The following is a 12,885-nucleotide window of genomic DNA, read 5'->3' as shown; positions in this document are numbered from 1 at the left end:
CAGCGCCTAGGCTTTCGGCCTTGCCTATAATCTGCCGTAGGTCTCGAAGGAAGTCCTCGACTACCTGTGCAGACTTCACATCTCCATCCACCCGGAGCGAGCGAATCGTATCGCTTGGGGTACGAGCCGCCAGTGGGAGCAACGTCCACGTGATGTCATCGGCTAGGTCCTTGTCGAAAATCGCAAGCACGAAGTCTCTGTAGTTCACAATGCTCTGCTGTAAGAACATGTAGAGGACGCTATTTAGATCGTCAGCGACGTAAAGGTGAATGATCTTATTTCGATAGTCGGTTAGGATGTGGAGGTTCGCTCGGACGCCGTCGCCATCAACCGTTTCGGGCCAAAGGCGATACTTGTCCATTTCTGCGATACAGTGCTCCAGCGATAAGGACCTGTAGTCCTCTCCGCGCTTCTTCTTGTAGAAGATGTTCTTCCGTGATTTTCGCAATGCCGCCTTCAAAATGAGTTCCCACGCATTGACGACCAAGACGGTGACGACCTGCTCCCGGTACGTTGTCTACGGCTTGTTGTAGACCTCGATCGCGGCGAGTGGATTACCCCGGGGATAATAGAGGCTGGGAGATTGGAAGAAGGAGATTCTCTCTTGCCAGTGAAATACACCGACGAACTTAAGGCTCGTGCCGTAGAGCTTGTCATCCATGCTCAGGCCGATCCGGAGACCGCGAACGGAGCCATCACCCGTATCGCGAACGAACTGGGCCTTAGCAAAGAGACCTTGCGAGTCTGGGTGCGTAAGCACAAGGACTCCGGTAAGGCCACACCGACTGAGTCCGTGGATTTTGAAGCGGAGAATCGCCGTTTGCGGGCTGAGCTGGCCGAAGCGAAGCGGGCCAACGAGATCTTGAAGAGAGCGTCGGCTTTCTTCGCGGCGGAGCTCGACCGCCCATCGAAGTGATTGTCACCTTCATTGATGACAATCGTCACGAGTTCGGAGTCGAGCCAATCGTGCGCGCCCTGTCCGGGACTGCGGCACGGATTGCTGTGAGCTCGTATTACGCCCACAAGAAGCGTCAGCCATCAGCCAGAGCCCGCCGGGACCAGGCGCTGATGGTGGTCATCCAGGATGTCTATGAGGCGAACTATTCCTGTTATGGGGTGCGGAAGATGTGGAAGGCGATCAACCGCGAGTACGCCGATCAGTTCGGACCGGTGGCCCGCTGCACGGTGGAGCGGCTGATGCGTCTGTTAGGCATCGACGGGATCCGACGCAGGAGGAAGCGCCCGAAGACGGCTTCGGCTAGGGCTGAGGAGTGTCCGGATGATCTTGTCGAGCGTGAGTTCGCGGCACCGGCACCCAATTGCTTATGTGTCGCGGACAGCACCTATGTTCCGACGTCTGCTGGGTGGGTGTACACGACGTTCATCCTCGATGTCTTCCACCGGGAGATCGTCGGCTGGCAGGTGACGAACCATATGCGAGAGTCCCTGGCCCGGGACGCTCTGACGATGGCTCTGGCTGCGAAATACCGGGCCGGTCAAGACGTCTCCGGGCTCGTCCACCACTCGGATCGCGGGGTGCAATTCCGGTCGATTCGCTATGGCGAGACCCTGGCAGAGTCAGAGGTAGTGACGTCGGTGGGGTCGCGTGGGGACTCGTATGACAACGCGATGGCCGAGGCATTGAATTCGTTCTACAAGGCCGAACTCATTGACCGGAAAGTGTGGTCGGGGTTGATCGAGGTGATGGCGGAGACGTCGAAGTGGGTGGCTTGGTACAACCAGACACGGCTGCATTCAGCGATCGGGTACCGACCGCCTACCGAGGTTCAGTCTGAATGGATCAACCAGTCAGCGGCAGAGTCCGCGGCTGCTTAGGAAACCAAGAAAAAGAGCCTCTAGGAAACCCGGGGCTTGACATAGCGCTCTTACACACCGCATCACCTGCACTATCTGTGGCAGGAACTATCATCGGCGTACCCGCCGCTTGGCACACTCGACCTATAAATACTGGTGGTGCGAAACCGCCACGAAAGGCAAGGGCAACCCCTGTCATGCTCATCAACTACGAGAAGAAAACCTGCACACCATCATCCTGCGGCTGCTTGGGCTTCATGCTTGGGACAACCAGCAGGTGGTTGATTGGATCGAGCGGATTGAGGCCAGCCCGAACTGGCTCCTGACAATCCACCTCAATAGTGGGAACACCACCATGATTGATTACCGCACCGGTGAGGAGGTGACTGCCTGATGCCACGGATTACCACTATCCCTGTCACCAAACCCTTACACTCCACTACAACCACGATTAGTGGCCAGCAGCTACGCCGCGTAGCTGGCTATGCTCGCGTCTCCACCGACGATACTGACCAAGCGAACTCGTATGAGGCACAAGTGGATTATTACGAGCACTACATCAAAAACCACGACGGCTGGCAATACGTCGACATCTACACCGATGAAGGAATCTCTGACACTTCCACGAAACACCGGGAGGGATTCAACCACATGATAGCTGACGCTCTCTCAGGAAAAATCGACTTGATCGTCACCAAAAGCGTCTCCCGATTTACTCGCAACACCGTCGACTCCCTCACAACAGTGAGGAAGTTGAAGGATAAAGGTGTGGAGGTGTTTTTCGAGAAAGAAAATATCTGGACACTCGACTCCAAAGGTGAACTGCTAATCACCATCATGACCTCCCTCGCCCAGGAAGAATCCAGATCTATCTCCGAGAACGTCACCTGGGGTCACAGGAAACGTTTCCAAGACGGCAAAGTTTATATGCCCTACGGTAACTTCCTCGGATACAATCGCGGCCCAGACGGCGAGCCCGTAATCAACCCTGAGCAAGCCGAAATCGTGCGCCGCATCTACCACCAATACCTCGAAGGCATGAGCATCCCCCAAATCGCAGCCTCACTAGACGCGGACGGAATACTGACCCCTCGGCGTAAACACAAATGGAGCCACACCACCATCCACTCCATCCTCACCAACGAGAAATACAAAGGCGACGCACTCTTACAGAAGCGTTTCACCGTAGATTTCCTCACCAAGCAGCGCAAAGCCAATGAAGGCGAAGTCCCACAATATTACGTGACCGACTCCCATCCAGCCATCATCGACCCTGAAACCTGGGAACTCACCCAAGCAGAACTCGCGGCTCGCGGCACAGGCAGACGCGAACGCGCCTTCACAGGCAAGGTTTACTGTACTCACTGCGGCTCAGCCTACGGCAGCAAAACCTGGCACTCCACAAGCAAGTATCGGGCCGTCGTCTGGCAATGCAACCACAAATTCTCCAGACCCCACCCGGACAAAATGCCGATCCTACGCGATGACCACCTCCAAACCATGTTTCAGAGCGCACTCGCCCAGCTCATCGAACAACGCGACCTCATCGACTGGAAACTCTTGCAAACTGTGCTCACCGACACCAGCGAGCTGGAAACCCAAGCTGCTGAGCAAGCTGCTGAAATCGAGATCACCGCGAAACTCATCGAGCAAGCCATCAACACGAATGCGCATCAATCCCAAAACCAAGACGACTACCAAGAGCGCTTCACCCAGCTCGAAGCCCGCCAACGTGAAGCCATCGAAACCTACGAAGCAACCAAAGCGGAGATTAAGCGGCGCACAGGCCTCAAAGCCACACTCAACCACTACCGGCGCACCCTCACCACACTAGACAATGTAGGCGACTTTGACCCCGCTACCTTCCACGCCCTGTGCCAACGCATCGAAATAACGCCAACCGGCGAAGTAATCGTCATATTTAAAGACGGCACCACAATCCCCGCGCATTAGCGCTACTTGCTACTATCTTTCCGTTTCTTCTCGTTCTCGCTTAGCTTACCCAGCACAACGAAACACAAAATACCCGTCGCCCAAATCGGAGCCGTCAGCCCTACGAGCTTCCAGTAATTATTGCTGACGATAAAAGCAACAAGATCAACACCAGCTGCCATCACAACCAAAGCAATACCCAACCAAACCAGCGCCATACCAATGGGATCGTTGTTCTTCTTCGCCATAAACCCATTGTCCCCTAAACCGGGCAAATCAACACTCACACGTCAGAGGCAAAATGAACAACCCGAGCAAAATAAAACCTGCCGGCGCGTCAACGTATCAACACCGGCAGGCAATTGGTTATGTAGCTGCTGAAGATGATACAAAATGTTCGGCTCGAGGGCGACGGTGCAAGCAGGCTTTTCCGCCTGATAACAAGCCAAAATGCCGATTACGGACTTGAGTCGGGAGGCATTGGTTTGGTCGCAAATGATCGGAGCACATCACTAATGGATTTTCTGTCTACGAATTTTGGAGCGGGCTTTACCCCGCGAAAGCCGTGCCGCGAAAAAGTTACTCCTCCCGCGTAAAGGTTGCTCCACATTCTTCTGCCGGTTCATTGATTCTTCCGTAGTAGACGCAGACGGCATCATTGTATTCACTTTCCGTGACGGATTGTCATTCTCGTGGTGAAGCTGACGGGAGTACAGGATTTAGATGAAGGCGATGACCGTGCTAGTGCTCAATCAGCCAACGGTCGTGACTGGCGATAATCCACATTACCTGGTCAGAGGGGTTAAACGTCATCCCAGCACGCAGGCGAGTGAGAGCCACGATTTCATTGCAAATAAAAGTGGCAGCGGTAACATTAACGCGTACAGTTATCTACCTAGTCAAAGGAGGTCGCCATGCGCGACGTTCTCGAGCTACAGGCGCTGAAGGTTGAGGGGACAACAAAGCCTGCATCAATTTTCTCAACAATCTCCGCCTTCGGATGCATCTGGACTACGCTCATGCCGATGAGCTCGGCGTCGATTGCGGTTTGCTGATAGAAACATGGCTACTATGATCTCCAGAGAAAAAAGGTGGCTCCTATTAGGCGTTAGCATCGTAGCCATAACTTTCATAGCATGTGGCGTTTGGTATTCCGTCACCGCAAATATAGCCGATGACTTTCAAGAGAGAAACGCCGAGAAGGAATGGATTTATCAGAATATCAACAACGGCGATGAACTATCGACCGATTATCAGTTCAAGGACACCCTTTATCTTTTCAGCACCAACGACGCAATTCGAAGATCCTACGACTTCGAGCAATGTCGCGCGGGCTCAACCATTTTGAGCAAGGTTGATACGCATTTCAATCTTCCCTCAAAAAACGGTCAGGCACTATTCTTGGTGGGGCAATTCAAGCAGTCCGTTGACGTAAGGGAAGACTCACCGAGAAGGCTCTCTGTAACTTGCAATAATTATCCCAGTGGAAACCAATTGGGACTCGGATATATTAAGGAAGATCAATGAACATCGTACTCAATCTCCAAGCTATGTCATCAGAAAATGAACCTGACGATGTAGGCGCATCAACTCTAACTTTTCCGTCAGTTTGGCGGTAGGATGACAGTCGTGATTACTTTCGATAATCTTTCAAAGAAGTTTGATACTAACGAAGTTCTTAAGCAAGTTACCTTTGTAGTTCCCTCTGGATCGATTGTCAGTCTGGTGGGCCCCAACGGATCGGGGAAATCTACTCTCTTACGTATTCTCTTAGAGCTGGAAAGTGCTACTTCGGGTAAGGCTCTTTTTGATGGTCAGCCCTACACAGAATTCTCGGTCAATCACGGCGTTGGCGTGTCGCTTGACACGATGATACCACACCCCTCGAGACGAGCGCTTGATCAATTGTGGTGGGTAGCTGCGGCAAAAGGATTACCGAAGACGACCTGCATTGAAAAGCTGTCTCAGGTGGGTTTAGGGGATGTTAGTAAGCGAAGAATTAAGGGTTTTTCTTTAGGGATGAAGCAACGACTAAGGATAGCGACAGCACTTTTGGGTAATCCAAGTGTTTTGGTGTTGGATGAACCAGTTAACGGTCTGGATCCTGAGGGAGTGTTGTGGATACGAACGTTGCTTCAAGAGTTTGCGGATAACGGTGGAACTGTTCTGATAACGAGTCACCTAATGAGTGAGCTTGAGCAGCTAGCAGATTCCTTCGTTTTCTTGCGTAAGGGAATTATAGCCGAGCAGCTTGATCGAGTGTGTCTACGCGAAAAGTATGCATCTCTGGAGGAGGCATACTTCCGAATTAATCACTCACGGAGCGAGGGGTAAGTGCATGCACGATTTTAGATCCGAATTTATAAGGTTCTGGTCCAGGAGTGAAGTGATATATGCTACTCTCCCAGTTCTGGTGCTATGTATAATATTTTCGGTAATTAATGGAGAGATTATGCTGGCGATAGAGTCCGGAGATTTTGCAGGACATGGTTTAGACCCTTCGCTGGCTTCAAAGCCACTTTCAAAGCTGCTCACTGAAGGTTACCTTGGACCTGTTTACCAGTCTTCTGTGATTTTCATCCCTTTAACGGCTGCGTTTCTTATACAAAAGGATTACAATTTGGGTGAACATGAATCTGTTCTCCTAAATTCCAAGAATTTGCTATCTCGAAGAATCGGTAGCGTATTTGCGGTTGTTTCCTGGGCATTATCAGCGACTTTGTTAGCAGCGATAGTGAACTATGTGATCTGTTTTCTGCAGGCGGGTGACAAAATTCGAGAGTCGCTTTCTATTGCCGAGGCCTTCTTTGTCTATTGTCGCGTCGCAGTATTTGCAGCACTTTTCGCAGTTTTGGCGCTATTGATTACTGCTCTAACGCACAAATTATTTCTCTCTGTTGTATTCTTCCTTGGGCTTTTATTTCTTTCCCTGACCGGAATGCTTCAGGGCGTGCCATTATTACATAATCTTCTTCCATTGATCGGCGGTAAATCATTCGCTTTCTGGGATAATGGTGAAGGTTCAATTCCAATCGGTCAATCTTTTATGCTGCTGATCGCTTGGCTAATAGTCGTCTCTGCTCTGTATTTGCTTGTAGCGGTTAGAAAGCGCCGGTGACTATATGCGATCACTCTCTAGCTATTTTATTGCTACAGTTACGTTACCTGCGAATTTGCTAGCACTGGTTATGCCTTTTGCTGTTATTCCGGTTTGGGCTGCGCTAGCTGCGGTTGGCGCTGAAATTAATGGAACAAAAGTAGCTGTAGAGGCGTCGACCACTTTGCCAGTTATTGCATATTTGTTATTGCTTTCCGCTTCATGGATTTCCGGTGTGAACCGCAATAGTTATGATAGTGAAATTCGACTTCTCCTCACTGCAAGCAATCAGTATAAGAGCATTCTTCCCTCTTATAGTTTTATTTTATGCTTTGGGATATTGTGCGGGAGTTTGGCATTTATCGAGTTGGCGACAATGAGTAGCCAAGGGATACCGTATCGCCTGAATATATCTTTATTATTGTTAGCAGAGTTTGCTGCCATTGCATGTTTTGGTTGTGCGATTGGGCAGTTGGTGGGAAAAGGGGTAGTGGCAGTCGCAGGTATTGTCTTGTATTCGATCCTTTTGGAACCGGCAGTTGAACGGCTAGTACCGTTTATTACTGAACGAGGTATGGATGCTCGTATTCAAGAATTTCAAGATGGTACTTTGCTGATGCGAGACCTCTTGGTTGATATAAGCTTTTTTGTCTTTATTACCCTTCTCTTATTTTTTTTGAATTGGCTGATAATTGGAATGCGGAGGTCGAAAAATGCCTAACGGCAGTGACAAAGCATCGTCTCAAAAGTGGAGCTAGCACTGCCACGACCTTACCAATTTTGATTGCAGTCTTTTTAACTTCTTGTGCTGAAGCCACTGTTGCTGCTATCGCTTGGCTTTCGGCACGTAAAGCTTTTACAGTTTTAATGCCACTAAGGGAGTTCTCGAAACTGCTACACAATTGGCAACAACGCTACGAAGAAGTCGTCGACTCGCTTGCTATCGGACACATAGTTCGCAAGAAGCCACTTGAATGTTCAGGAGGTGAGAAAGCTAGAGCCAACTTTGCCCGTGCCGTAATGCTACGCCCAAGGATTCTCTTGGCGGACGAACCTACCGCGTCCCTTGACCCTGAAAACAGGGAACGCATACTAAGTCTCCTATTCGGACTTTCCAGGGAACACAGCGCAACAATAGTTACTGTCACACACGATCTTTACGTTGCGGACAGACATGAGAGAGTTTTACAACTGAGGAAACGAAAGGATTAAAGCTATGGGATTCTTAGCAATGGTAGGGTCTGGTCTGCTTGGCTTGATTCTTCTCGTTCTTGGTGGCATGCGAGTTAAGAACAATAAGGCGTGGACCCTATCAATATTGGCCGGTCTCGTCCTCATTGCAATCGCCGTCTGGCTGGGATGGCCCAAGTAGGAAATGTAGCTGGAGCGAATTGAGAGTCACACGGTAAATTTACATCTACTTATCGCGTGCTTGCACATATTAAAAAGGTACCTTTTCGTGCCGTTGCCCAACTTCTCGGACTTTGCATGAAATGCTCCTCGACGTATATCTACTCTGTCAAGTCGTCAATACGGTTACTATGTTTTGCACGCCAGGTCGCGCTATAACTCAGCCATTGTCACCACGATATGGGTTCTTTCTCCGCGCTTCTCGTATGCAAACTGATTGAACTTCCGTGCACGACACGGAAGTTCATGTTGGCAATGCTGCGGTCGCGGAACATAGTAGCAGGTTGTTCTGATTTTCCAGGCAATTTGTAACCGGATTAAAACCACCCAAGTGAGAACTTTTCATGCGGAGAACACGCCGCAAGCTCTTAATCGCTACCACCGGTTTAGACTACGTTCCTTTTGAATCTAACAAATCCAACCAAAACCGAAATCACGGGATACGCTATAGCAGCACAAAATAGGAGTGGATAGTTCAATGTGCCTGTCATCACAGGATCTTGTGTAATCAAGTATCCGTAAACATTGTTGGGCAGCCAAGAACTGATTGTCTTTGAAATGTCTAGCGGTATAAGACCAAATACAATAGGAGCTATCAGGCTTATCGCAATATATGATCCGATCGCGGAAGCAGCATGGCGAAAGATAAACGCCAATCCACCCGCAAACAACACACTAGTAGCCAAATTGAAACACGCGACTAGAATCTGCCTCCAAACTGTAGCATCAGCTAGAGTAATCGTGTATGGCGTGTCATGTGATACTAAGATGCCTTCGAGAGGAATAATCGCCATTAGAATTACAAAGAATGTTGATAACGAAAACGCTAGTGGCCAAAAAAGTTTAGATGCGATAAACCTTGCAGGTCGACGACTTGCCCCGAAAGTGGTATAGATAAAACCAGAACCCCACTCGGCACAAATGTAGGCGATTATTGCAGCTCCAAAAAAGATTTGCGCAAAAGAAAAACCAAAAAGTGGAATCTCGTAAAGAAACGAGACGTCTTCAAGCGGTTCTCCTTTACTATAGGAGAGGGCTATGCTATAAGATACCGCTATTGCGATCGCGAACATGATAACAAGGCCCGTATAGATCAGCAATCGTGCCGAACGTGACCCCTTGAATACGATCATCTGCAATCGAAAGTCACTGAGAGTGCTACTACGATACTTAACATCAGCCATTACTTTCCACCTTCCGAAGAAAAGGACAAATAGACATCCTCGAGTGATCTATCCACTTCCTTAAGGCAAGTTATTGGAACACCAAGGTTTACCAATTTCGGTCCCAAGACAACAGGTGACACCTCTTTAACAAAAATGCCATTTGCAACGATTTCGAACGCATAGTCAAGACGCTTTAGAGCATCTACCAAGACCGATTGCTGTTGCGCGGTTACGTGCGTAGTTGTACCAGAGACAAGCTTTTCCTTAGTACCTGTCCAGACTTGTTCGCCCATTCTTTATTATCACAAACACGTCTGAAATGATTTCAACTTCCGAAAGAGTATGCGATGATAACAGCACTCCCCCACCCTGGTTGCGATAATTGGACAAAAAGTCACGAAGCCAAAGAATGCCATCTGGATCAAGCCCGTTCATCGGCTCATCTAAGATTAGATAGCTAGGCTCCGCCAGTAGCGCCAGAGCAATATTAAGCCTTTGTTTCATACCCAGTGAAAACGATTTAACTCGCCGATGCTTTGCGTGGTCTAGTCCAACAGTCTCTATCAGCGACATAATCCTTTCGGATGGCACACCATATGCGGCTCCCAATGCGCTCATGGCATGCATCGCCGTTAGTTCGCCATTGACCCCCTGACGGTCAAGAAGTGTTGCAAGCTTTGACCATGGGTCAGCTAGCTTGCCCGCCTCGACACCATCAACCGTGCAGTCTCCACTATCTGCCTTTTCGAGCCCTGCAATGATGCGCAAAGTCGTAGACTTTCCAGAACCATTGGGACCAACGAACCCAACAATCTGTCCGGTTTCAACAGGGAGAGACACATCTTCAAGTGCACGGATGTCACCGTACTTCTTTTGAAGGGAAGATACCTTTATCATCACAGCCCATCCTTCGTTGACTCTTGATATGCGAAATACATTTTGCTGAATAGTCCCCCGCCTTCTAACAGCGATTCAAAAGATCCATTCTCCACAACTATTCCTTCATCCAATACTACGATTTCATCGAAGTCTCGAATTGTCTCGAGGCGGTTTCGAGCAGTAAGTTTCCATCTGCTGGTATCAAATCCGGGCACACCACATTGTTGCACTCAAGATAATCTAATGTTTTCCACCATGATTCTTTATTTTATCCAAGGCCGTGTAAAAACAGTACTGTTAGGCTTCGCTCCTTACATCACTATCCAATTTCCATTTCGTTGACTGCAAAAGGCGAATCATTCCTACAGTTCCTTTCCAGCATAGAATTCCTAAGAAAAAGAAAACAACCGCCAATAACAATCCTACCAAAAGAGCAGGAATCCCTTTTAATTCGTACATGAAAAAAACAAATTGCATCTTATCAATAAGCGGAAAATGCAGGAAGCCTTTAAGCAATCCCATTGCTCCGGCAAGAACGCTGACGCCACACGAAAAGAAGAACGAAACCGAAAATATAGCTAATGTAGGAATCAGCGAAACCCACGCTAATGAAGCAAAAGAGTAGAATCCTAAAGCCATCATAAAATGTCTGAATGAAAAATTTTTATTCTCGACAATAGCCTTGCCAAGGTAGCTTAATGCGAAGTCCTTTGCCGGTCCCATTTCCGCAATAATATCGTTTTCTGTCTGCCCCTGTTCCATGCGCTCATAAAATGAACTCTTGAGTTCACTTAAAATGTCAGTCTTTTCGAAAACGGGCATATGCTTTAAATGTTTGTCTACCTGCGACAAATATTTCTCTAATGCAATATTGTTTGACTTGTTTCCCATTTTTATAATTCCTTCCTTAGCTTAGAAATATCTTTCATCAGTGTCTTCCAGTCACTGTTCAACTCATCAAGATAGGAACATCCTGATTCAGTTATTCGATAATACTTTCTCGGTGGCACACCGTCATCCGTGTTCCGCCAATACGATTCAAGATATCCATTCTTTAATAATCGTCGTAGCAATGGATAAACCGTGTTTTCTTTTGTTTTAAGCATAGGGTAATCATCTAATGTTTGTATCAAGTCATATCCGTATCTATCCCCATCTTTGATCAGAAGAAGAATGGCATATTCAAGTGTTCCTCTTTTAATTTGCGAAATCCATTCTTCATTCATCAACTCCATCACCTTTCGTCAAATACAGTGCTACTGTGCCTTGACAAGTATAGTGTACTACACAGTATAGACGTTGTTAAATAGTATCATCTGGGGGTTAGTCCCAGGTGTTGTTGTATGGGGTGGTGTGGTGTAGTTCGTTCCATGCGATGGCGTCTGCCCATTTTGGGATGATTCCACTGGTGTGGTGTTTGAGGCTAGCTTGTTGCCAGGCGTTTTCTATGTCGGTGCCTGTGCTGTGGGCATGGTTTTAAGGATTTGCGTGGCTGGTAGCGGGTTCTCGGTGTGCATGTAGCACCACCAAAAGATTGCTTTGATACGCCAGGTTAGACCCATGCCGCGATGACCGCGCAGCATGTGGCGACGAGGGGAGTTGATCGCGCCTTCGATTTGGTTATTCATCGCTGGCACGGGCATTTGCCAGGCGGGATCACAAAACGTAAACAATACGCCACGACTGATGAGCTTGTTCATACTGTTACGTACTCTAACTAGACGCTCATGAGTGTATGCCCACCCTGTAGCAGTAAGAGTTTTCTCGGCTAAAAACCCGCTCCAGTACTGGTCCCAGGCCTGGTAGTCGACCATCCAGGCCAGGGCTTGGCCTGTGTTTTAACCCTTAACAGCTGTTTTCCCAATGAGTACAGTTCTTTAAAAGCCTCTAGTTTCGGGCGCGTAGTAGCCTGACGGATTTGAGTAAATACGTGGAAAGTACACCTTTGATGCTCACTATCAGGCCAAACCCGTGAAGTGTCCTGGGTTTGCTTCCTAGGCGTTTGCCCTAGTTTTTATTTTCTCTGATACGTCGGTGATGTGCCAGTACTCGTTCTCGAACGAGTAGCCCCACAGAGCGCAGACTAGGGTATCAAGAGACCTCCGAGAAGAACTTCGTGTCCGAAGCCAAAGTTCATGCGTTGGGCGCCCTATCGTGACTACCGAATACTCACACAGACGGATCAACTAATTTGGCTGCCACAGGTCTCTGGTTAGCGCGATCCTGGCCAAGCCCAGTCATCAGACATTCCTTGTAGACGAGTCGCAGTCTACGGTACGTACCTAGAAGAAGAATCCCTGGCGCGCCGCCTTGCCACGATCAATATCTCGTTGAACTTTCATCAAAGCTTCACGCTCTTCGGGAGGAGCTTCATGCATTCTCTTGTCAATTCTCCTTCGCAGAGAGAAATGCCACCAAATGGCAAATCCAACTAGCACGAGAACCGCGAGCACAATCCATTCAGCGATAGTCATAACTTAGTATCTCACAAGGGGGTTAAGTAGAAAAAGGGGCTGCGGACTGTTTTTCGGAGTGTTTTCTTAGGGTACTGCTTGTAGCCTGTGGTTCGCTATGGATTGCCCGCCG

At 48.7% G+C, this 12,885-nt stretch carries 17 protein-coding genes, 1 pseudogene and 1 other annotated feature; of the genes and pseudogenes, 11 read left to right on the top strand and 7 right to left on the bottom strand.

Features of this window, described 5'->3' with window-relative positions; all coding sequences use genetic code 11:
- Positions 1-46 precede the first annotated feature (46 nt).
- Positions 47-502 (bottom strand): annotated as a pseudogene (locus QP109_RS09295) (DUF3644 domain-containing protein); the annotation flags it as partial.
- 108 nt (positions 503-610) lie between these two features.
- Between QP109_RS09295 and QP109_RS04420 the strand changes: the two are divergent.
- The 4 genes from QP109_RS04420 (at position 611) to QP109_RS04405 (ending at position 3,768) form a co-directional block, all read left to right on the top strand.
- Entirely contained in the window at positions 611-916 is a 306-nt protein-coding gene (locus QP109_RS04420) for a transposase (protein ID WP_285023549.1), read from the top strand.
- Positions 877-1,005 (top strand) — a sequence feature (AL1L pseudoknot). (Overlaps the previous gene by 40 nt.)
- Positions 913-1,836, top strand: coding sequence for an IS3 family transposase (locus QP109_RS04415; RefSeq protein WP_285023547.1), 924 nt, complete (start codon positions 913-915; stop codon positions 1,834-1,836). It overlaps the preceding feature by 93 nt. Before QP109_RS04420 ends, QP109_RS04415 begins: the two co-directional genes overlap by 4 nt.
- A 61-nt stretch (positions 1,837-1,897) precedes the next feature.
- Positions 1,898-2,209 carry a recombinase zinc ribbon domain-containing protein gene (locus tag QP109_RS04410; RefSeq protein WP_285023640.1) on the top strand — a complete coding sequence of 104 codons (312 nt, stop codon included), beginning with the start codon at positions 1,898-1,900 and terminating at the stop codon, positions 2,207-2,209.
- A complete protein-coding gene (locus QP109_RS04405) occupies positions 2,209-3,768 on the top strand; it encodes a recombinase family protein (RefSeq protein WP_285023545.1) in 1,560 nt (519 codons plus the stop codon). Before QP109_RS04410 ends, QP109_RS04405 begins: the two co-directional genes overlap by 1 nt.
- 2 nt (positions 3,769-3,770) lie before the next feature.
- On the opposite strand, the gene QP109_RS04400 is transcribed toward QP109_RS04405, so the two are convergent.
- On the bottom strand, positions 3,771-3,995 hold the full coding sequence (locus QP109_RS04400; protein ID WP_285023543.1) for a hypothetical protein: 225 nt from the start codon (positions 3,993-3,995) through the stop codon (positions 3,771-3,773).
- A 666-nt stretch (positions 3,996-4,661) separates the two neighbouring features.
- On the opposite strand from QP109_RS04400, the gene QP109_RS04395 reads away from it, so the two are divergent.
- The 7 genes from QP109_RS04395 to QP109_RS04370 all read left to right on the top strand — a co-directional run bounded on the left by QP109_RS04395 (position 4,662) and on the right by QP109_RS04370 (position 8,216).
- Positions 4,662-4,802 (top strand): class III lanthipeptide, encoded by a 141-nt coding sequence (locus tag QP109_RS04395; RefSeq protein WP_285023540.1) that lies wholly within the window; start codon positions 4,662-4,664, stop codon positions 4,800-4,802.
- Positions 4,803-4,809: 7 nt separating this feature from the next.
- Entirely contained in the window at positions 4,810-5,274 is a 465-nt protein-coding gene (locus QP109_RS04390; protein WP_285023539.1) for a hypothetical protein, read from the top strand.
- A 102-nt stretch (positions 5,275-5,376) separates the two neighbouring features.
- Positions 5,377-6,081: an ABC transporter ATP-binding protein gene (locus tag QP109_RS04385; RefSeq protein ID WP_285023537.1), complete on the top strand. Its 705-nt coding sequence runs from the start codon at positions 5,377-5,379 to the stop codon at positions 6,079-6,081.
- A 118-nt stretch (positions 6,082-6,199) separates the two neighbouring features.
- Complete coding sequence (locus tag QP109_RS04380; protein ID WP_285015154.1) at positions 6,200-6,865, top strand: hypothetical protein; 666 nt, start codon at positions 6,200-6,202, stop codon at positions 6,863-6,865.
- A 4-nt stretch (positions 6,866-6,869) separates the two neighbouring features.
- The gene (locus tag QP109_RS04375) at positions 6,870-7,565 is read left to right on the top strand and encodes a hypothetical protein (protein WP_285023535.1); all 696 of its coding nucleotides are present in this window, start codon (positions 6,870-6,872) and stop codon (positions 7,563-7,565) included.
- A gap of 146 nt (positions 7,566-7,711) precedes the next feature.
- Positions 7,712-8,056 (top strand): ATP-binding cassette domain-containing protein, encoded by a 345-nt coding sequence (locus QP109_RS09290; protein ID WP_350224210.1) that lies wholly within the window; start codon positions 7,712-7,714, stop codon positions 8,054-8,056.
- Between the two features lie 4 nt (positions 8,057-8,060).
- Positions 8,061-8,216: a hypothetical protein gene (locus QP109_RS04370; protein WP_285023533.1), complete on the top strand. Its 156-nt coding sequence runs from the start codon at positions 8,061-8,063 to the stop codon at positions 8,214-8,216.
- 424 nt (positions 8,217-8,640) lie between these two features.
- Here the strand turns inward: QP109_RS04370 and QP109_RS04365 are convergent, their stop codons facing one another.
- The 5 genes from QP109_RS04365 to QP109_RS04345 all read right to left on the bottom strand — a co-directional run bounded on the left by QP109_RS04365 (position 8,641) and on the right by QP109_RS04345 (position 11,999).
- The gene (locus tag QP109_RS04365) at positions 8,641-9,438 is read right to left on the bottom strand and encodes a hypothetical protein (RefSeq protein ID WP_285023532.1); all 798 of its coding nucleotides are present in this window, start codon (positions 9,436-9,438) and stop codon (positions 8,641-8,643) included.
- A 246-nt stretch (positions 9,439-9,684) separates the two neighbouring features.
- Positions 9,685-10,317 (bottom strand): ABC transporter ATP-binding protein, encoded by a 633-nt coding sequence (locus tag QP109_RS04360; protein WP_285023529.1) that lies wholly within the window; start codon positions 10,315-10,317, stop codon positions 9,685-9,687.
- Positions 10,318-10,596: 279 nt separating this feature from the next.
- The gene (locus QP109_RS04355; protein WP_285023528.1) at positions 10,597-11,190 is read right to left on the bottom strand and encodes a DUF1700 domain-containing protein; all 594 of its coding nucleotides are present in this window, start codon (positions 11,188-11,190) and stop codon (positions 10,597-10,599) included.
- Between the two features lie 2 nt (positions 11,191-11,192).
- Positions 11,193-11,525 carry a PadR family transcriptional regulator gene (locus tag QP109_RS04350; protein WP_270773398.1) on the bottom strand — a complete coding sequence of 111 codons (333 nt, stop codon included), beginning with the start codon at positions 11,523-11,525 and terminating at the stop codon, positions 11,193-11,195.
- Positions 11,526-11,744: 219 nt separating this feature from the next.
- Complete coding sequence (locus tag QP109_RS04345; protein WP_285023525.1) at positions 11,745-11,999, bottom strand: hypothetical protein; 255 nt, start codon at positions 11,997-11,999, stop codon at positions 11,745-11,747.
- Positions 12,000-12,885 lie beyond the last annotated feature (886 nt).

The sequence above is a fragment of the Pauljensenia sp. UMB9872 genome, assembly GCF_030212665.1.
GTDB lineage: Bacteria > Actinomycetota > Actinomycetes > Actinomycetales > Actinomycetaceae > Pauljensenia > Pauljensenia turicensis_B.
The sequence above is the reverse complement of the archived record's forward strand: the minus strand, read 5'-3'. Positions and strand labels throughout refer to the sequence as shown.